At 72.0% G+C, this 19,628-nt stretch carries 17 protein-coding genes; 10 read left to right on the top strand and 7 right to left on the bottom strand.

The genetic code is table 11. From position 1 onward, the window contains the following. Positions 1 to 10: 10 nt before the first annotated feature. The gene (nadE, locus tag WMF46_RS48160) at positions 11 to 1,930 is read left to right on the top strand and encodes an NAD(+) synthase (protein WP_437983409.1); all 1,920 of its coding nucleotides are present in this window, start codon (positions 11 to 13) and stop codon (positions 1,928 to 1,930) included. 85 nt (positions 1,931 to 2,015) lie between these two features. On the opposite strand, the gene add is transcribed toward nadE, so the two are convergent. Both add and WMF46_RS48150 read right to left on the bottom strand, forming a co-directional pair. Continuing rightward, positions 2,016 to 3,209, bottom strand: coding sequence for an adenosine deaminase (gene add / locus WMF46_RS48155; protein ID WP_437983408.1), 1,194 nt, complete (start codon positions 3,207 to 3,209; stop codon positions 2,016 to 2,018). Between the two features lie 57 nt (positions 3,210 to 3,266). Then, a complete protein-coding gene (locus WMF46_RS48150; protein ID WP_437547876.1) occupies positions 3,267 to 4,655 on the bottom strand; it encodes a vitamin K epoxide reductase family protein in 1,389 nt (462 codons plus the stop codon). A 91-nt stretch (positions 4,656 to 4,746) separates the two neighbouring features. On the opposite strand from WMF46_RS48150, the gene rnr reads away from it, so the two are divergent. From rnr to WMF46_RS48105, 9 genes are all read left to right on the top strand, one after another. Further along, complete coding sequence (rnr, locus tag WMF46_RS48145) at positions 4,747 to 7,119, top strand: ribonuclease R (protein ID WP_437983407.1); 2,373 nt, start codon at positions 4,747 to 4,749, stop codon at positions 7,117 to 7,119. Between the two features lie 209 nt (positions 7,120 to 7,328). Continuing rightward, on the top strand, positions 7,329 to 7,811 hold the full coding sequence (locus WMF46_RS48140; protein ID WP_012241614.1) for an MSMEG_0572/Sll0783 family nitrogen starvation response protein: 483 nt from the start codon (positions 7,329 to 7,331) through the stop codon (positions 7,809 to 7,811). A gap of 14 nt (positions 7,812 to 7,825) precedes the next feature. After that, positions 7,826 to 8,854: a Nit6803 family nitrilase gene (locus tag WMF46_RS48135; protein ID WP_437983406.1), complete on the top strand. Its 1,029-nt coding sequence runs from the start codon at positions 7,826 to 7,828 to the stop codon at positions 8,852 to 8,854. Next, a complete protein-coding gene (locus WMF46_RS48130; protein ID WP_437983405.1) occupies positions 8,799 to 10,118 on the top strand; it encodes an MSMEG_0568 family radical SAM protein in 1,320 nt (439 codons plus the stop codon). Before WMF46_RS48135 ends, WMF46_RS48130 begins: the two co-directional genes overlap by 56 nt. Beyond that, on the top strand, positions 10,015 to 10,521 hold the full coding sequence (locus WMF46_RS48125) for an MSMEG_0567/Sll0786 family nitrogen starvation N-acetyltransferase (protein ID WP_373372214.1): 507 nt from the start codon (positions 10,015 to 10,017) through the stop codon (positions 10,519 to 10,521). The genes WMF46_RS48130 and WMF46_RS48125 overlap by 104 nt, the downstream gene beginning before the upstream one ends. Beyond that, the gene (locus WMF46_RS48120; protein WP_437983404.1) at positions 10,521 to 11,537 is read left to right on the top strand and encodes a sll0787 family AIR synthase-like protein; all 1,017 of its coding nucleotides are present in this window, start codon (positions 10,521 to 10,523) and stop codon (positions 11,535 to 11,537) included. Before WMF46_RS48125 ends, WMF46_RS48120 begins: the two co-directional genes overlap by 1 nt. Beyond that, positions 11,534 to 12,763, top strand: a complete 1,230-nt coding sequence (locus WMF46_RS48115; protein WP_437983403.1) for an MSMEG_0565 family glycosyltransferase — start codon at positions 11,534 to 11,536, stop codon at positions 12,761 to 12,763. Before WMF46_RS48120 ends, WMF46_RS48115 begins: the two co-directional genes overlap by 4 nt. Positions 12,764 to 12,779: 16 nt before the next feature. Further along, entirely contained in the window at positions 12,780 to 13,067 is a 288-nt protein-coding gene (locus WMF46_RS48110; protein ID WP_437547865.1) for an MSMEG_0570 family nitrogen starvation response protein, read from the top strand. 40 nt (positions 13,068 to 13,107) lie between these two features. Beyond that, positions 13,108 to 14,019: a methylenetetrahydrofolate reductase gene (locus WMF46_RS48105; RefSeq protein WP_437983402.1), complete on the top strand. Its 912-nt coding sequence runs from the start codon at positions 13,108 to 13,110 to the stop codon at positions 14,017 to 14,019. 77 nt (positions 14,020 to 14,096) lie between these two features. Here the strand turns inward: WMF46_RS48105 and WMF46_RS48100 are convergent, their stop codons facing one another. From WMF46_RS48100 to WMF46_RS48080, 5 genes are all read right to left on the bottom strand, one after another. Continuing rightward, complete coding sequence (locus WMF46_RS48100) at positions 14,097 to 15,260, bottom strand: flavin reductase (RefSeq protein ID WP_437983401.1); 1,164 nt, start codon at positions 15,258 to 15,260, stop codon at positions 14,097 to 14,099. Between the two features lie 157 nt (positions 15,261 to 15,417). Further along, positions 15,418 to 15,786: a cupin domain-containing protein gene (locus WMF46_RS48095; protein WP_437296756.1), complete on the bottom strand. Its 369-nt coding sequence runs from the start codon at positions 15,784 to 15,786 to the stop codon at positions 15,418 to 15,420. A gap of 14 nt (positions 15,787 to 15,800) precedes the next feature. Next, the gene (locus WMF46_RS48090; protein ID WP_437983400.1) at positions 15,801 to 16,265 is read right to left on the bottom strand and encodes a 1,2-dihydroxy-3-keto-5-methylthiopentene dioxygenase; all 465 of its coding nucleotides are present in this window, start codon (positions 16,263 to 16,265) and stop codon (positions 15,801 to 15,803) included. A 55-nt stretch (positions 16,266 to 16,320) separates the two neighbouring features. Then, positions 16,321 to 17,319, bottom strand: a complete 999-nt coding sequence (locus WMF46_RS48085; protein ID WP_437983399.1) for an FHA domain-containing protein — start codon at positions 17,317 to 17,319, stop codon at positions 16,321 to 16,323. Between the two features lie 34 nt (positions 17,320 to 17,353). Then, the gene (locus WMF46_RS48080; RefSeq protein WP_437983398.1) at positions 17,354 to 19,342 is read right to left on the bottom strand and encodes a methyl-accepting chemotaxis protein; all 1,989 of its coding nucleotides are present in this window, start codon (positions 19,340 to 19,342) and stop codon (positions 17,354 to 17,356) included. Positions 19,343 to 19,628 lie beyond the last annotated feature (286 nt).

Genomic DNA, 19,628 nt, shown 5'->3' with positions numbered 1-19,628 from the left:
CTGCCGCCCGATGCGACTCGTCAAGATCGGAATCGCCAACGTCAACGCGACCGTCGGCGCCGTCCGCTCGAACACCGACCGGTGCCTCTCGCTCGCCCGCGCGATGGCGCGCGACGACGTCACCCTGGCGGTCTTCCCGGAGCAGGTGATCGGCGGCTACGCGGCCGAGGACCTCGTGCAGTGGCCGGCGTTCGTCGCGAGCCAGCAGCGCGAGCTCCGCCGGTTCGCCGAGGAGACCGCGCAGCTCCGCACCGTGTTCGTCATCGGCGTGACCGTCGGCGTGGGGGGCGACCTCTTCAACGCCGGCGCCATCGTCCACGCCGGCCGGGTGCTCGCCTTCTCCCCCAAGGAGAAGCTGCCGACCTACAACATCTTCTACGAGGCGCGGACGTTCTCGCGCGGCATGCCGTTCATGGAGCTCGACGCCGACGGCGTGCTCTGCGGCGATCGCGTCTACGCCTTCGATTTCGGGACGATCGCCGTCGAGGTGTGCGAGGACATCTGGTCGCCCGACGGCCCGATGCGGCGCCGCTGCTACGCCGGCGCCGAGATCGTCTGCAACATCTCGGCGTCGCCGTTCCGCGCCGGGGTGACGAGCACCCGGCGCGAGATGATCGCGACCCGCGCCTCGGACAACCAGTGCACGATCGCCTACGCGAACCTGGTCGGCGGCAACGACGGGCTCGTCTTCGACGGCGGCGGGTTCATCAACCAGAACGGCCGGCCGATGCTGGAGGCGCCGCGGTTCCGCGAGGGGTTCTCCGCGGCCGTGGTCGACCTCGACCGGACGACCCGCTGCCGCCGCGAGGCGAGCACCTGGCGCAGCGATCTCGAGGAGTTCCGCCGCGCCTCCGCGCGCATGGTGCAGGTCCTCCGGATCGACGGGGAGACCGCGGACCGCGCGCGCCTCGCCTACCCCGCCCCGCCGGCCGGCACGACGCCGTTCCTGCCCTCGGCGGCGCTGCCCGCGATCTCCGCGCGCGACGAGCTGCTCGACGATTTCTACGAGGCGCTCGCGCTCGGCGTCGCCGACTATTACCGCAAGATCGGCGCCTTCAAGAGCATCGGCCTCGCGCTCTCGGGCGGCCGCGACTCGCTCCTCACGCTGCTCGTCGCCTGGCGCGCGGTGCAGCTCATCCACCCGGGCCTCGAGGGCGCGGCCCTGCGCGAGCGGATGGGGGCGTCGCTCTACGCGTTCTTCATGCCGTCCCGCTACTCCAGCGACGCCACGCACCGCGCCGCCGCGCAGATCGCCGACGATCTAGGGGTGTCGTTCGCGGTCATCCCGATCGAGGACGCGTTCCCCCGGGAGCTCGAGGCCGCCCAGGCGATGGTCGGCGAGGGCGGGCAGCTCACCGAGCTCACGAAGCAGAACGTGCAGGCGCGCATCCGCGGCGGGCGCATGTGGAACTGGGCGAACACGAGCGGCGCGCTGTTCCTGCAGACAGGGAACATGAGCGAGAAGGCGCTCGGCTACACCACGGTGGGCGGCGACCTCGAAGGGGCGTTCAGCGTCATCGCCAACCTGCCGAAGACGGTGGTCATCGCGCTGCTCGAGCGGCTCTCGCAGCGCTTCCGCTTCCAGGGCATCCAGCAGACGCTCGCCACCACCGCCGGGCCGGAGCTCGCCGAGAACCAGTCGGGCGAGGCCGAGCTCATGCCGTTCGAGGTCCTCGACGCGTGCCTCCACCTCTACGGCGCCGAGAAGCTCGCCGCCGACGAGGTCGCGACGGCGCTCCCGAGCCTGTTCCCGGACAAGGACCCCGCCGCGCTGCGGGCCTGGGCCGAGAAGTTCGCGACGCTGTTCTCGAGGTCGATCTTCAAGTGGGTGCAGTCGCCGATCGCGATCCACCTCGGCTCGCTCGACCTCGACCGCGAGCGCGCGCTGCAGCTGCCCGTGGTGCAGCGGACCGAGTGGAAGGGCGGCTGAGCCCGCTCCGAGGGCGCGGCCGCCGCCTTGCGCCGCGCGATCGACGCTTCGATCCGCGGCGCGCGGCGCGTCGGCGGGCAACGCGTCAGTTGGCGGCCTTCTCGACGGAGGCCGGGGCCCCCTGCCTGCCGTCCTTCCCGTCCCTCGAGGCGATCTCGAGCCCGTCGTGGCCGGCGGCCATGCCAGGAGCCATGGGCGCCACCGCGGGGCGGATCGAGCCGTCCGCCGAGAAGCGCTCGAGGTCCTCGGTGACGCGGCGGAGATAGGCCTGCTTGATGTGGAACGGCAGGAAGGCGCTCTTGAAGCCGGCCACGATGGTCGCCTTGATCTCCTTCAGCCCGAACCCCATCTTCGTGTGGCAGTGCCAGAGCTCGTGCGACACCGTCGTGTCGGTGACGAGCCGGTTGTCGGTGTTGACGGTCACGCGCAGGCCGAGGCTCTGGTAGAGCTTGAGCGGGTGCGAGGCGAGATCGCGCACGGCGCCGGTCTGCACGTTCGACGACGGGCAGCACTCGAGCGGGATGCGGTGATCGTTGATGTAGTGGAGCAGGTCGCCGTCCTCGCGCAGGCGGCAGCCGTGGCCGATCCGGTGCGCGCCGCAGACGTGGAGCGCCTGCGCGATCGACTCGGGGCCGTACGCCTCGCCGGCGTGGATGGTGCAGTTGATGTTGTTCTGCCGCACGAGCTGGAACGCGGCCTTGTGGTGCTTCGCCGGGTGGTCGTACTCGGCGCCGGCCAGGTCGAACCCGACGACGCCGCGGCCCTTGTACGCCACCGCGAGCTCCGCCATCTCCAGCGACGACTCCGGCGAGATGTTGCGGATGCCGCAGACGATGACGTTGCTCTCGATGCCCAGCGCGTCGCGCGCCGTCCTCAGCCCGGAGAGCACCGCCTCGACCACGCTCGTGAGCCGCAGGCCGAGGCGGGTGTGCAGCATCGGCGAGTAGCGGACCTCCATGTAGCGCACGTTCTCGCGCGCGGCGTCCTCCGCGAGCTCGTAGGCGACGCGGTGGAGGGCCTCCTCGGTCTGCAGGACGCGCAGCGTGATGTCGAACGCCTTGAGGTACTCGACGAGCGAGCCGCAGTTCTGGCCCAGGTTCATCACCCTGCGCAGCTCCGCCGGCTCGTACGTGGGGAGCTCGACGTGGTGGGTGCGGGCGAGCTCGATGATCGTCTCGAGGCGCAGCGAGCCGTCGAGGTGGACGTGCAGATCGGTCTTGGGTAGTTGCCGGAAGAACTCCAGGGGGAGCTTGCCGGCTAGCTCGGGATGATCACTCATGAGCTATTCTGTCACCCGGCGACCGGCCGCGAAAGGCAGCGCGGGGCGCGACGTCGCTCACGATCGCTCTGGCGAGGACGACGAGGGCGCGGCGCCCCCCTCGTCCGCCGCGCCGCGCGAGCGATCCCTTCCGGCCGCGAGCACGGCGACGGCCGCCACGCCGAAGAGGGCGACGAAGAGCCACGGGAGCGGCAAGCTCATGTCGTCCCCGGCGGCCTCACGGCGCAGCGCATCGCGGATCCGCTCGGGGTTGTACGCCACCACGAGCCGCCGGCCGACGTAGGTCGTCGGGAGCCCGCGCGCCTCCATCCGCCCATACAGCGCGACGTCCGCGTCGATGGCGGCCTGGGTCTCGGGCGCGGCCAGGCAAGCCGCGAGCTCCGCGGCGGAGAGGCCGAGCGGCGAGAGGACGGACGCGACGCGCTCGTCCGTGAGCTTGCTGGGCGACGCGCTGTAGAGCAGCGCCGCGGCCTGCTCGCGCTTGTCCTCGGGCGTGCAGACGTAGGCCTTCGCGGCGGGGAGAGCGCCGGGGTGGATCGGGAGCGGCACCATCTTGCGCACGTGGCGCACCCTGTCGCCGTAAGGCTCCTCGATCTTGCTCAGCTCGGGGTGCAGCCTGCGACAGAAGGGACACTCGAAGTCGGTGAAGGCCACGATCGTGATCTTGCCCGGCTCCTGCAGCGCCGCGAGCTCCGGCGGGAGCGGCGGAATGACCGGGTGGCTGCCCCAGAGGAACGGCAGGCCGATCGCGGCCGCGGCGGCCGCGCCCCACACCGTGACGCCCAGCGGCCCGCCCTGGGCAGCGCGCTCGAACGCCCTGGCCGGCATGCGCCGCGCCTGCCGCGCGACGAGGGCAGACGTGACCGCCGCGGCGAAGGCCGCGAGATCGACCGCGATGCACCACGCGCAGAACGCGCCGATCACGAAGCTCTGGAGCCCGAGGAGCACCGCGGCGGCGAGGCCGCCGACGGCCGAGGCGGCCGCGATCGCGGCGTGGTGCCAGCGCGCCCGCGCGAGCAGCGAGGCGGTGAGGAGCGCGGTGAAGGCGGCGAGGCCGAGGTTCGGCAGCGGCACGCCGAGGAAGCGGCTGTACGGCGAGATCCTGACGGCGAAGCACCCCGACGTGACGCCGCAGAACGCGGGATCGCCCGCGTTCTGGTACTCGACGACGAGCGCCGCGCTCGCCGCGATGGCGACGAAGAGCGCGAGCCGGAAGAGCGTGACGAAGAACCGGGCGCGCCCAGCCTGCCGCTCGTCGCTCGAGGACAGCGACGCAGGCGCCTCGGGGCTCGCCTGAGGCGCCTCCGCGCGCCCAGGCCGTCCGTCGCGTCCTTCACGTCCCTCACGCCGGTCACCGGCCGGACGCACCGCGAAGACGTTGCCCCTGCCGGCGAGGGCGACGAGGAGCACCAGCGCGAGGAGCAGGGCGATCGAGTTCAGCAGCATCGGTCGTTGCGGTCGGTGAGGGGTGGGTTCGAGGCATACCGGACCCGGGCGGAGACAGCCAGCGCGAGGAGACTCGTGCTAGTCGAGTTTCATGCGTTCTTCATCTCGCGGAGATCCTCCGACGACCGGCTCCGGCGCGCGCCGCCGGGAGGCCGTGGTCGACCTGCTGTCCTCGTTCAAGCGCGCCCTGCACGCGAACGAGATCGCCGAGCGCCTCGGGGTCGAGCCGGGCCGCTACGCGAAGCTGCAGCGGCTGCTCGAGGAGCTGTCGCTGGAGGGCAGCATCGTCGCGCTCCCCGGGCAGCGCTTCCGCACGAGCCAGAAGCAGGTCGAGGCGCGCGGCGCCGAGCGCGAGGGGACGCTGACGGTGCACCCGCGCGGCTTCGGCTTCGTGGCGCTCGGAGGGGCGGCCGAGGACGTCTACGTCTCGCCCGAGGCGATGGGCGGCGCGCTCCACGGCGACACCGTCGCCGTGCGCATCTCGACCCGCTCGCGGCGCGGCGTGGAGGGGGAGATCGTCCGGGTCGTCAAGCGGCGCCACGCGCGCGTGGCGGGCGTGCTGCGCCGGCGTGGCAGGAGCGCGTGGCTCGAGCCGGACGACGGGCGCGTCCGCGGGCCCATCGTGATCGTGCCGCGCGAGCCGGGCGGGCCGCTCGTTCCGCCCGACGCGGAGGACGGCGCCGCGGCGGTCGTGTCGATCGCCCGCTTCCCTGACCTGGCCGATGAGAACCCGGAGGGCGTGCTCGAGGCCGTGCTGGGGACGCCCGGCGACCCGAACGTGGAGGTCGCCAAGATCCTGCTGCGCGAGGGGATCGAGGAGGAGCACGCGCCCGAGGCGATCGCCGAGGCCGAGGCGTTCGGGGGCGAGGTGCCGGCCGAGGCGCTCGAGGGGCGCACGGACCTCACCCACCTGCCCATGCCGACGATCGACCCGGAGGACGCGCGCGACCACGACGACGCGGTGTGGGTGATCCGCGAGGAGGACGGCTCGTACCGCGCCTGGATCGCGATCGCCGACGTCTCGCACTACGTGCGGCCGGGCACCGCGCTCGACAAGGCGGCGCTCGGGCGGGGCAACTCGGTCTACCTGCCCGATCGCGCGATCCCGATGCTGCCGCGGGCGCTGTCGTCGAACCTGTGCTCGCTGCTGCCGGGCGTGATCCGCCTCTGCCTGTGCGTCGAGGTCGAGCTCGACGCGACGGCGACGGTGCGGCGGGCCCGCGTCATCGAGGGGTACATCCGCTCGATCGCGAAGCTCACCTACCCCGGCGTGGCGCGCGCGCTCGGCTTCACCCCCGAGCCGCCGCGCAGCCCCGAGGCCGAGGCGCTCAGGAACGATCTTCAGGTGATGTGGGACCTCGCCCGGCTGCTCCGCGGCAAGCGGATGCGGCGGGGCGCGCTCGACCTGGACCTGCCCGAGGCGAAGGTGGTGCTCGACCCGAAGACGGGCGCGCCCGTCGACGTGCAGAAGCGCAGCCACGACCCCGGCGTGGCGAAGGCCTACCAGCTCATCGAGGAGATGATGCTCCTCGCGAACGAGACGTGCGCGCAGTTCGTCGTCGACCAGGGCATCCCCACGGTCTTCCGGTACCACGCGCCCCCGGACCAGGCGAAGCTCGAGCGCTTCGCGACGATGTGCGGGGAGCTCGGGCTCGCGTTCGATCCGGAGGACGCGGCCGACCCCAAGCGGCTGTCGGTGTTCCTGAAGAAGCTCGACGCGCACCCGCAGAAGCAGGTGCTGCACATGCTGCTGCTCCGCGCGATGAAGCAGGCGGTGTACGACGTCGCGAACGTGGGCCACTTCGGGCTCGCCTCGAGCGCGTACCTGCACTTCACCTCGCCCATCCGGCGGTACCCGGACATCACGGCGCACCGGGCCATCCGCGCGGTGCTGCGCGGCGAGCGCGTCGACAGGAGCGAGGCGGCCACCGAGCGGCTGCGCGAGGCGGCCATCACGGCGTCGGAGCGCGAGCGAAAGGCGATGGAGGTGGAGCGCGAGGTGGTCGACCTGCACCGCGCGCTCCTCATGCGCTCCCGGCTCGGCGACACCTTCGAGGGCACCGTCACGGGCATCGTGGGAGGGGGCGTTTACGTCAACATCGAGGATCCCTTCGTCGACGTGCTCGTCCGCATGGAGTCGCTCGGCCCGGATCAGTACGAGATCGACGACGAGGGGCTGCGCGTCATCGGCCGCCGCTCGGGGGACCGGATCGCGATCGGCGACGCGATGCTCGTGCAGATCGAGGACGTGGCCATCCTCCGGCGCGCCGTCTATGGCCGGCGCCTCGCCGGCGAGTCGGCGACAGACGAGCCGAAGCCGCGCCGGCCGCGGCGCGACGCGGCGGACGCACGGCCCCCCCGTCGTGTCAAGATCAGCAAGAGCACCAAGCCCCTGAAGGTCATTAAGACCAGCAAGCGCACCAAGGGCGGCAAGAGCGCCAAGGTGCGAAAGAAGCAGCGGTAGCAGCCCGCCCGAGGGCTCGATTCCCTGCAGGCTTTGCGCTCGAACGCACGAGCGCGCCGCTCCTTCCCAGCCACGCTCGCTCAAGCGGACAAGCACGAAACCTCGTCGAAATCATCGAGACGACCCGACGAGGGAGGGCTCCTGCATTTTCCTTGCGTCCAGAAAACCACTATGTTCTCAACTAACTCATTCTAGGAGAGAGGTAACCAATGCCCAAGCCGACGTATCCCGCCTACAACGCTGGTGACTTCCTGGTCGATTACGAGGAGAAGGTCTTCGAAGACGTCAAGGCGAAGCCGGGAGAGAAGGCGCTGGTTACCTTTCACACGGTGGCCTTCGAAGGGTCGATCGGCCTCGTCAACGTGCTGACGGCGATCCGCCTGCAACGTAAGGGGTTTGAGACATCCATCCTGCTCTATGGGCCGGGCGTCACGCTGGGGCTCCAGCGCGGCTTCCCCAAGCTCGGCAGCGAGGCGTTCTCCGGGCACCTCGCGGTGAACCAGCAGATCGGCCGGTTCATGGAGGAGGGCGGCAAGGTGTACGCCTGCCGGTTCGCGCTGCAGGCGCTCTACGGCCACGGCGAGCACGCGCTGATCCCGGGCATCAAGCCCATCAGCCCGCTCGACGTGCTCGACATCCAGCTGATCCACCGCCGGGACAACGCGTTCATGGTCCACTCCTGGACGCTCTGATCCGAGCGCGGTCCATGGAGTTCAACCGCAAAGTCCGGGCGGCCGCGGTGCAGGCCAGTCCCGTCCTCGGCAGCCGGGACGGGACGACCGAGCGAGTCGTCGCCGCGATCGCCAGGGCCGCGAAGGAAGGCGCCGAGCTGTGCGTCTTCCCCGAGGCGTTCGTCCCGTATTACCCGTACTTCTCCTTCGTGCTCCCGCCGCCCGCCATGGGGAAGGAGCACATGCGCCTTTACGACGAGGCGGTCACCGTCCCCGGCCCGGTGACCCGGGCCGTGGCGGCCGCCGCGCGCGCGCACGGGGTGGTCGTGGTGCTCGGCGTGAACGAGCGCGATCACGGGACGCTCTACAACGCGCAGCTCGTCTTCGACAGCGACGGCTCCCTGGTGCTCCACCGCCGCAAGATCACGCCGACCTACCATGAGCGCATGATCTGGGGGCAGGGCGACGGCTCGGGGCTCAGGACCGTGGACACCGCGGCCGGGAGGCTCGGGGCGCTGGCCTGCTGGGAGCACTACAACCCGCTCGCGCGGTTCGCGCTCATCGCGCAGCACGAGCAGATCCATTGCAGCCAGTTCCCCGGCTCCCTTGTCGGGCCCATCTTCGCCGAGCAGATGGAGGTGACGATCCGGCACCACGCGCTGGAGTCGGGCTGCTTCGTGGTGAACGCCACGGCCTTCCTGACGCCGGAGCAGGTCCGGGAGGTCGCTCCGAACGAGCAGATCCAGGGCGTGCTGCGCGGCGGGTGCATGACGGCGATCGTGACGCCCGAGGGCGTGCACGCGTGCACGCCCGTGACCGACGGCGAGGGGATGGCCATCGCCGAGCTCGATTTCGCCCTGATCACGAAGCGAAAGCGGATGATGGATGCGGCGGGGCACTACGCCCGGCCCGACTTGCTGCGGCTTTGGATGGATACGGCGGAGCGCTCGATAACGCTCGGCGCGGGCAGCCCCAAGGCCTCCTCCCTTGCCCCTGCGGCGGTGGACCATGGATACCCAGACGCTGATCACCGAGCTCCAGTCGTTCGGCCTGAGGCTGGCTGAAGCCCCCGAGGGCGCCCCCGACGCGGGCGCCACGCCCCCGCCGGAGCCCGCCTCCGGCGAGGGCGACGGCCGCCGCGCGGCGTGGACCTCGCGGCGCGGCGGCGCGGGGCCGACCCAGCACGTCGCGGCGACGCTGCGCGGGGCCACGGTGATGATCCCGATCCACACCGACCAGGCGGCGGCGTCGCCGTTCGTCGCGCGGCTCGGGCGCGACGGCGCGGGGACCGTGGAGCGGGACGGCCTGGAGCTCGCGCCCATCGCCCTCGTGAAGACGCCGCGCTTCTATGCCCTCTCGACGAAGGACGGCATCCCCTACCCCAAGATCGCGCTGCTGCACGGGGCGGACGTCCTCGCCTCGACGGTGCTCCAGACGTGCATCCGGTACACGGAGCCCGAGAAGGCCTGCACGTTCTGCGCGATCGGGCAGTCGCTCGCGGCGGGGCGCACCACCGCGAAGAAGACGCCGGAGCAGCTCGGCGAGGTCGCCGAGGCGGCGGCGCGGCTCGACGGGGTGCGGCACGTGACGCTGACGACGGGCACGCCGCGGTCGGCGGATCGCGGCGCGGCGCACCTCGCCGACTGCGCGCGCGGCATCAAGGCGCGCGTCGATCTGCCGGTGCAGGCGCAGTGCGAGCCGCCCGACGATTTCGCCTGGTTCGAGCGGATGCGCGCGGCCGGCGTCGACAGCCTGGGCATGCACCTCGAGGCGGTCGAGGACGAGGTGCGCGCGGCCGCGATGCCGGGCAAGGCCGAGGTGAGCGTGGCCCGCTACTTCGAGGCGTTCGAGGCGGCCGTGCGCGTGTTCGGGCGCGGCCAGGTGTCGACGTACCTCATCGCGGGGCTCGGTGACTCCCTCGCGTCGCTGCTCGACGCGAGCGAGCGGCTCATCGCGCTGGGGGTCTATCCGTTCCTCGTCCCGCTCGTGCCCATCCCCGGGACGCCCGGGGCCGATCGCGCGCCGCCCTCGGGGGACTTCATGCGGGCGCTCTACGAGCACATCGGCCCGCTGCTCGCGCGGGCGGGGCTGCGCTCGACCGACGTGAAGGCGGGCTGCGCCCGCTGCGGCGCCTGCTCGGGGCTCTCGGGCTTCGAGGCAGAAGGCCGGCCCGCGGCGCGGCCGGGACCCGGCGCGGCATGGACACCAACCTCGGAGAGCTCCGATGACGCCACGTTACAGCTTCGAGCTTGTGCAGAGCAGGGACACGTACCTCGAGTACCTCCGCTTGCGCCGGGCCATCTTCTGCGACGAGCAAGGGCTGTTTAAGACCACCGACGAGGACGACTGGGACGGCTCCGCGTTCCCCATCGCCGCCCTGGAGCACGGGGCGCCAGGGGGCCCGCGGCTCGTCGGCACCGTGCGCATCTACGAGGCGGAGCCCGGCCTCTGGTACGGCGGCCGCCTCGGCGTCGAGCGCGCCCACCGCAAGCAGGGCGTGGTCGGCCGCGGCCTCGTCCACAAGGCGGTCACCACCGCCCACGGCTGGGGGTGCCGCCGGTTCCTCGCGCTCGTCCAGGCGGCCAACGTCCCGTTCTTCGAGGGCATCCACTGGCGCTCCCTCGAGGAGCGATCGCACCGCGAGCGGCCGCACCACCTGATGGAGGCCGACCTCGACAGCTACCCGCCGAGCGACGAGCCCCGGCCGCCGCCCGGGCAGAGGTTCCGCTGATGCTCGGCGGCGTCGCGGCCGAGCTGCGCGGCGCGATCGGCGTCCTCGCGAAGCGGGACGTGCAGATCCCGGCGCGGTACCTGTCCGGCGAGCGGGGCGCGGCGCTCGCGGCCAGCGCGGGCGACGCGGCGGGCGCGGCCGGCTCCGTCGAGCGACCCGCAGCGCTCGGCGACGACTGCGCGGCCATCCCCGACGGAGACGGCTACCTGCTCCTCGCCGCCGAGGGGATCTGGCCCGCGTTCCTCGAAGGGGATCCGCGGTTCGCGGGCTACAGCGCCGTGATGGTCAACGTCAGCGACGTCTACGCGATGGGCGGCCGACCCATCGCCGTTGTCGACGTCGTCTGGGGGACCTCGGCCGGCGCGCTGGAGCCGGTCTGGGAGGGCATGGTCGCCGCGTCGCGCGCCTACGGCGTGCCGATCGTTGGAGGGCATACGAGCGCGCGCAGCCCCTACAACGCCCTCGCCGTGGCCATCGCGGGCCGGGCGCGGCGGCTCATCACGAGCTTCGCGGCGCGCCCCGGCGACGTGCTCGTCGCGGCGATCGATCTGCGCGGCGAGATGCACGCGGAGCACCCGTTCTGGAACGCCTCGACGGGCGCGGATCCGGCGCGGCTGCGCGGCGACCTCGAGGTCCTGCCCGCCCTCGCCGAGGCGGGCCTGTGCGACGCGGGCAAGGACATCAGCATGGGCGGCGTCGCGGGGACGCTGCTCATGCTCCTGGAGACGTCCGGCGCCGGCGCGGTGCTCGATCTGGAGGCCGTCCCGCGGCCGCGCGACGTCCCGCTCGCGCGCTGGCTGCTCGCGTTCCCGAGCTACGGTTTCCTGCTCAGCGTGCGCCCCGCGGTCGCCGGCGACGTGCTCTCGGCGTTCGCGCGGCGGGGCATCGCGAGCGCGGCGGTCGGCGCCGTCGACGGCTCGCACAGGCTCACCCTCCAGGCCGCCGGCGAGCGGCAGACGCTCTGGGACCTCTCGGCGGAGCCGCTCACGGGGCTCGCGCGCGAGGGCGCGCGATGAGCGCCCGCGCTGCCTCGGGCGCGATGAGCGCCGGCGCCACGAAAGCCTCGGGCGCGCCGCTCTCGGTCGCGCTCCTCACCTACTCGACCAAGCCGCGCGGCGGCGTCGTGCACACGGTCGAGCTCGCGGAGGCGCTCCACGACCTCGGCGTCTCGGTCTGCATCTACGCGCTGAACAAGGACCAGGGCGGCTTCTACCGCGCGCCGCGCTGCCCCTCGGTCCTCGTGCCCGCCGCGCCCCCGCCGGCGGGGATCGACGCGGTCGTGAAGCAGCGCATCGCGGAGTTCGAGGACGGGCTGCGCCGCCTCGGGGCGCGGCACGACGTCTGGCACTCCCAGGATTGCATCAGCGCGAACGCGCTCGCGGCGCTGCGCGCCGAGGGGCGCGTCCCCCACTTCCTCCGGACGGTGCACCACCTCGACGACTACGACAGCCCGTACCTGCGCGCCTGCCAGGACCGCTCCGTGCGCGAGGCCGACGCGTGCCTCGTGGTCAGCGAGGCGTGGAGGGAGGCGCTCCGGGCCGAGCACGGCGTCGACGCGGCGATCGTCCCGAACGGCGTGAGCCTGCGCCGCTACACGGCCACGCCCGACGAGCGGGACGCGGCGCTGCGCGCGCGCCTCGACGCCACCGGATCGCCGCTCTTCGTGACCGTGGGCGGCGTCGAGCCGCGCAAGAACTCGATCGGCCTGCTCAAGGCGTTCCTGTCGGTGCGGAAGCGGCTGCCCGGAGCCCAGCTCATCATCGCCGGCGGAGAGACGCTGTTCGACTACGAACCTTACCAGCGCGAGTTCGAGGCGATCGCGCGCGAAGGCGGCGTATGGCCCTCGCCCACGGGCGCGTCGCCGCCGCCGCTCGTCCTCGCGGGCGTGCTCCCCGACGCGCTGATCCCGCCGCTCTACCGGCTGGCCGACGCGTTCGTCTTTCCGTCCGTCCGCGAGGGGTTCGGGCTCGTCCTGCTGGAGGCGATGGCCTCGGGGGCGCCGGTGGTGAGCTCTGCGCAACCTCCCTTCACCGAGTTCCTCGCCGACGGCGAGAGCGCGCTGCTCGTCGATCCCTCGAGAACAGACGATCTCGCCGGCGCAATGGAGGCTATCCTGGACGAGGGCGTGAGGCGGCGCCTCCGCGCCGCGGGGCTCGAGACCGCGGCCCGGTACACGTGGGATCGTTCGGCCCGCATCGCGGCCGGCGTGTACCGCGAGTTCCTTGGATCCCGCCAAACGTAGGACAAGCGAGCGACGTATGCCGGAGATGCGCTTCGTTATCGAGTGGCCGAGCGGCGAGCAGCAGGTCTGTTACTCTCCGTCGCTCGTCGTGAAGGAGCACCTCGACGTCGGGGAGAGCTACGATCTCGACGACTTCGTGTCGCGTTGCCGGACGGCGCTCGATATCGCGAGCGAGCGGGTCCTCAAGAAGTATGGGTTCCCCTGCAGCCTGGCGCGGGCCGAGGCGGCGCGCATCGCGAGCGCGGCCGCGCGGTTCCACGGCCGGAGCGGGGCCAAGGTCCGGGTCCTCAGGTTCGTCGAGTGACGGAGTCCTCAGGTTCGTCGAGTGACGGAAGGAGCAGGAGATGGTGACGAAGTCGAAGATGGAGCGCCTCCTCAGCGAGCGCCAGTTCCTCGTTTCCGCCGAGCTGACGCCCCCGCGTCACTACGATCTGGAGAAGTTGCTGAAGCACGCCCGAAACATGGCGGGCTGTGTGGATGTGGTGCAGATCAACGATCACCTGCTCTCGCAGGCGCGCTGCGCCAACATGGCAGTCGGCCATTTCGTGAAGCAGGAGGGGCTCGAGCCGGTGCTCCAGTTCTCGCTCCGCCACAAGAACAAGATCGCCCTCCAGGGCGACCTGCTCGGGATGGCGGCGCTCGGGCTCTCGAACATCATCGTCCTCGGCGGCTACCCGTGCGCCATCGGCTCCGATCCCGACGCGAAGGAGGTGAGCGACGTCGACAGCTACGCGGCCATCGAGCTGACCCGCCGGCTGACGCGCGAGGGGAAGCTCTTCAACGGAGACGTCGTCTCGCCGGCGCCCTACTTCCACGTCGGGACCATCGATTTCCCGTGCGCGGAGCAGGCGATCGCCGGGGCGATGGACCGGCTCGCCGCGAAGATCGACGCGGGCGCGAGCTTCATCCAGGTGCAGGCGGTGTTCGAGCTCGCGTCGATGCGCCGCTGGATGGCCGCGGTGGTGGAGCGCGGGCTGCACGAGCGGGCGCACTTCATCGCGGCGATCTTCCCGTTCGCGGGCGTGGATCGGCTGAGCTTCCTGCAGAAGGTGCCGGGGCTCGTGGTCCCCGAACACCTGATCGAGCGCGTCCGCCAGAGCGGCGACGCGGAGGGGGAGAGCTACCGGATCACGCTGGAGCTCATCCGCGGGCTCCGCGACATCCCCGGGCTCTCGGGCATCCACATGCGGTCCATCGGCGCGGAGGACTGGGTGCCCCGGCTGGTCGACGAGGCAGGGCTCCGGCGGCCGGCATGAGCCTCTAGCGCGGGGCTCCGCGCGCCGGGCGAGGTTCGGGGGCCGGTGCCTGGAGCCCGGGCGCTCGGGCGGCGCGCTCAGGCCTTGCGGGCGATCCAGAGCAGCGCGAGGCCGTTCATCCGGCGCTCGCGGCGGTCGACCTGGAGCCCTGCGCCGCCGAGCTCGCCGCCGAGCTTGTCCTCGGTGTGACGGTAGGTGACCTCCGCCGCGTCGGCCCACGCCAGCATCGCGTGGGCCGTCGACGGGTTGTACCGGTGGCCGCGCAGGTAGCCGGCCATCGCGGCGCGGCCCATCGTGGCCGCGGGCTCGAGCAGCGCCAGGCGGCCGCCCGGGCGGAGGACGCGCGCCGCCTCGGCCAGCACCGGGCCCGGCTCGGGCAGGTGCAGGAGCAGGTTCGACGCGGTCACCACGTCGAACGAGGCGTCGGGGAACGGCAGCCGCGTCGCCAGCGCCTCCCGGAACGTCACGTTGTCCAGGCCGAGCGCCTTCGCCCGCTGCGCGGCGCGCTCCACCATCGCCGCCGTCGCGTCGATCCCGATCGACTCGTGGCAGCGGCGACCCATCTCGCGCGTCAGGCGGCCCGTGCCGCAGCCGAGATCGAGGCACCGCTCCTCGACGCCCGGATCGACGAGCGTGACGAGCTCGTCGATGAGCGTCGCATAAGGGCCCTCCGCCTGCATGCGATCGAAGAAGTCGACGAGCTCGTGGAACGGGGTCGCCTGCTCTCGCGCCGCATAACGATCGCGCCACCGCCAGACGTCGTCGAGGGCCTGGTACGTGCCCCGGTAATACAGGAGCGGCGCGCCCGCCTCCCCCCGGCCCGACGCGAGCACGCGACCGACATAGATGATGTGATCACCCCCGTCGTAGGTGTGCTCCACCTTGCAGTCGAGGAAGGCCAGCACGTCCTTGAGGATCGGGCTGCCCGACTCGGCCACGTGGGCCTCGGTGAGCACCACCTGCCGATCGATGTCCGTGCCCTTGCCGGCGAACAGGTCCGAGAACTCCCGCTGCTGCTCCCGCAGGATGTTCACCGCGAAGACCCCGGACGCCGCGATGGCCGCGCTCGTGCGCGACCGCCTGTCCGCGCAGAACAGCACGAGCGGCGGGTCGAGCGAGACCGCGCTGAACGAGTTCACCGTCATCGCCTGCGGCGTGCCGTCCTGCACCGTGGTCACGAGCGTGACCCCGGTCGCAAACTGGCCCAGCACCTTCCGGAACTCCGCGGGATCGAAGAGCATGGGGCATAGTACGCGCTCGGCGCCCACCAGGGATCGAGGATCTGCGCGGCGCGCGCTGGCGCCGCGCACCGCGATGCGCGCATCCTGCGACGGCGCCGCGCAGATCACGCGCCGGCGCCGCGCAGATCACGCGCCGGCGCCGCGCGCACTGCGGAGCTCACTCGGCGTCGCGCCGCGCCAGGTCCGGCGCGAAGGCCGGTATGCAGAGCGCGAAGTACTCGCTCTCCTCGTCGAACGGGTTGCTGTAGCGGACGCGCTGATCGGGCTCCGTCCAGAGGGCCTGGCCGGCCGATACGTCGACCGTCTCGCCCGCGATCTCGGCGCGCACGCGGCCGCGGATCACGAGCGTCAGCTCGCCGAACGAAGGCGTCTGTGCCGGCTCGCTCCAGCCCGGCGGGGCCACCATGTGCGCCAGGCTGAACCCCTCCGTGCCGGTGTTCACGCGGCCGAAGATCTCCTCGATGAGCTTGCCGCCAGGGACGGGGATCCGGGCCCTGGAGGTGACGAGACGGTAGGGATGCGCCATGGGGTACCTCGCGATCACATCGCGCGCGTCCGATCATCGGACACGCGGTAAAGCTGCATGAGCAGGTGACGGCCGCCGTACGGCTGCAGGTAGCGGATCGCGCCCGCCTTGCTCGCCATGAAGCGATGGTAGCGCCGCGCCGGCACGGCGATGAGATCGCCCGCGCCGACCCAGATCCGCAGCCAATCGTCGTTCGTGCAACGGATGTCGTAACAGCCCTGTCCCTCCACGAAGAGCCGCACCTCGTCGCCCAGGTGACAGTGCTCATCCGCCTCTCTCGCGCTCTCCGCCTCGTCGCGCGGCTTGCTCCCGTCGCGGCGGACATCCTCGTGCTCCGTCCATCCGCGGTCCGCGACCACGCGCTGCAAGGCGAGCGCAGCTGCGCCCGGGTCGAACGCGCCGCACCGGATCCCTTCCGCCTGAAGCTCCGCCTCGGTGGCCTCGCCCTCGCCGTCAGCTCTCATTCGGATCGCACGCATGCGCACCCTCCGGGACTGCGCTCTTCGAACCCTGCGCGCGCGCGACGTCAAGACGCTAAGAGCGCCCCAGCAGCCACAACAGGCCAGCAATGCTGAGCGCCAGCACACCAAGCGCGAGCAGGGCAATGAGCGCCTCTGTGAAGCCCCATCCACTTCCCTGCGCCGCGCGAGACGCCGGAGCCGCTTCAGCGGGCTGCGCGAGCGGCGAACTCGTGCTCACCGAGGCAGGCGGAGGCGTCGGCGTGGAATGCGCGGCCTTCGGCTCCTCGAGCGAAGGCGGCTCGAACACCGCGTCTGGACGGAGCGGCTCACAGGGGCTGCGCTCGATCTCCGCGAGCGCCTCGGCGGCCGGGTGCTCGAAGATGAGCCGATCACCCGAGATCGCGAGCACCTGTCCAGGACGCCAGATCGTATCGAACTGAGGCACCGGAACGCCGTCGAGCGAAGCGCCCGAGCGCGATCCGAGATCTTGAACAGAGAATTGATCGCCCCTGCGGGTAATGGCCAGATGACGGCGAGAGACGTCCGGGTCGTCGAGGACGAGATCGGTGTCCTTGGCGCGCCCGAGGATGTAGGGCCGCGCCGCCTCCTCGATCCGCAACGCGCGGCCGCTGTCGGGGCCCTCGACGACGACCACGCGCGGCGCCGGATCCTCCCCTTGCGCGGCGAGGCCGCGCGCGACGAGCTCGAGGGCGAGCTCCTTGGCGGCCGCCGCCGGGGCGGCCTTCGCGACCGCCGGCTCGATCCGGAGCAGGAGCCACACGCGCCCGATGCGGATGCGGTCGCCGGTCTTCAGGGGCATCGCCGTGCGCGGGGCGATGCGTGTCTTGCCGAGGAACGTGCCGTTCTCGCTGCCCTCGTCGAGGAGCAGGTACGTGGCGCCCCGCTGCCGGATCGACGCGTGCCGGGGGCTCACGCTCGTGTCGGGGAGGCGCACCTCGCAGCCCTCCGCGCGGCCGAGGATGACGCGGGGCGCGTCCAGCGTCAGGGAGAGCTCGCCTCCGTCCGCCTTCCCCGCCCCGTCGGGCGCGAGCACCACGATCGTCAACGCCATCGATGCTGCCTGCGCGCGAGGGGGCGGCTCGGCCTCAAATCGCCGCCGTACGACGCATCCGCTCGGTGGCGCTGAGGAGCTGGCGCACCGCCTGGTCCTGCTGCCGGGCCGCCTCCTCGATGCGCTTGCCGGCCTCGACGAGCTGCTCGCCGCCGCGCGTCTGGCTGCGGTGCGAGGCGTTGAGGCTGTTGACCCCGTGCGAGATCTGCTCGATCGCGCTCGTGATCTGGCGACCGCCGCGCGCCTGCTCCTGGCTCGACCGCTCCACGTGCTGCGTGATGGTCCGCATCTTCTCGGCGCTCTTCATGATGAGCTCCGAGCCGCGCGCCTGCTCCGCCGTGGCGGCGGCGATCTGCTGCACCGTCTCGGCGATGCGCCCGATCGCGTCCGTGACCTGCTTCGACCCCTTGGCCTGCTCGACCGTGGCGCGGGCGATGGCGCGCACCATGTTCGTCGACTTCTGCGAGCTCTCGAGGATCTTCTTGAGGGCCCGCTCGGCCTCGTTCGAGACCTCGACGCCGCGGTCGACGTTGTGAGCGCCGCGCTCGACGGCGGCGATCGCGTTCTTCGACTCGGACTGGATGGTCTTGATGAGCTCGGCGATCTCCTTCGTGCTGCCGCCGGCGCGCTCGGCGAGGTCCTTGATCTCGTCGGCGACGACGGCGAAGCCCTTGCCGTGCTCGCCGGCCTGGGCGGCGATGATCGCGGCGTTCAGCGCGAGGAGGTTCGTCTGCTCGGCGACGTCGTCGATGACGGCGAGGATCTGCCCGATCGCCTCGATGCGGAAGCCGAGGTTCGAGATGACCGCCACGGCCTCCTGGCTCGACTCCTTGATGCGGTAGATCTCGCCGATCGTCTTCAGGATCGCCTCGGCGCCCTTCTCGGCGTCGGTCGCCACCTCCTCCGAGAGCCGGGCCGTCTCGTTCGCGTTCGACTGGACCTGGTCGATCGAGACGTCCATCTGGTTCATCGAGGAGCTCGTCTCCTCGGCCGTCAGCGCCAGGGCGTCGACGTTCTTCGCGACCTCGCGGATGGAGTAGGCCATCTCCTCGATCGAGGAGACCGTCTCGCGCACGCTCGACCCGAGCTCGCCGACGTTCTCGGCGACCTCCTCGTTCGTGGCCGTCATCTCGAGGATGCTCGAGCTCGACTCCTCGGCGCTCGACGCGAGCGACTCGACCGACTGCGCGATGTTGGCGAGGGCGGTCGTCATCTCGCGGATGTACACGGTCGCCTGCTCGCTCGCGTGCATGACGCTGCTCACGCCGTCGCTGAGCTTGGGCAGCAGCTCGTCGAGGAGCCCCGTGGCCTGCGCCAGCTCCGAGCGGCGCTGCTTGTCGCGCAGCTCCGCCTGGGTGATCCGCTCCGCGATGCCGCTGAGCTCCGCGTAGAGGCGCGAGAGCTCGGACGGCGCGCCCGCCGGGACGCGCACCCGCTCGCCGGCGGTGGCGCGGAGCACGGCGTCCACGAGCGCGTCGACGTCGATGTCGGGGCCGCGCTGCGCGAGCTCGTTCACCTTGCGGGTGAGCGTCGAGCACTCCCGCTCGAGGGTGTCGCGCTCCTTCGCGAGCCCGTCGCGCTCCCGGCTCAGGTTGTCCCGCTCCCGCTCGACGGTGTCGCGCTCCTTCGCGATGCCGTCGCGCTCCCGGCTCACGCCGTCGCGCTCCCTCGCGAGTTTGTCGCGCTCCTCGGCGAGCGCGTGGCGCTCCTCCGCGAGCTCGAGCTGGCGGCCGGCGATCTCGGCGATCTGCTCGTAGGTCTCGGCGACGTCGGCGGGGGCGCCCTCGGGGAGCTTGGGCCGCTTGCCCCGGGCGGCGCCGCGGAGCGCGTCGCGCAGGCCTCCCAGGGGGACGCCGCCCTTGGGCCCGAAGCTCGCGTACAGCACCGCCCCCGCCGCGGCGAAGCCGAAGACCATGAACAGCTGGCCCGAGAACTCCGCCAGCGACTTCGACGCGAAGCTCAGCCCGAGGCCGATGGACGCGAGGATTGCGGCGATGGGGATGGAGAGCTGCTTGGCGTTCATTTCGTACGTTCCAGCGCGGTCGAGCTGCGGCGCGCGTTGGCCAGCGCGCCCCCGACGACCCCGAAGGACGACCGAGCGTAAGAGGCGAGTGCCCCCCGGTGCAAGGAGAGCGCGCGGCAGAAGCGCGGCGAGCGTGGCGAGCGCGGCATGGGAACCGCGGGCAGGCGAGCCGCGAACCGAGATCTCCTGGGCAGAGGCGCAGGGGGCGGGCCCGCGCGGCTGGGGGGAAACGCGATGAACTTGGACGATCTCGACCCGATGGCGTATGCACGGAGGTTGCGGCGGA

This window comes from Sorangium sp. So ce117 (assembly GCF_051524395.1).
Taxonomy (GTDB): Bacteria; Myxococcota_A; Polyangia; order Polyangiales; family Polyangiaceae; genus Sorangium; species Sorangium cellulosum_B.
Note: the sequence above shows the minus strand (reverse complement) of the source record. Positions and strands in the feature narration are given on the sequence as shown.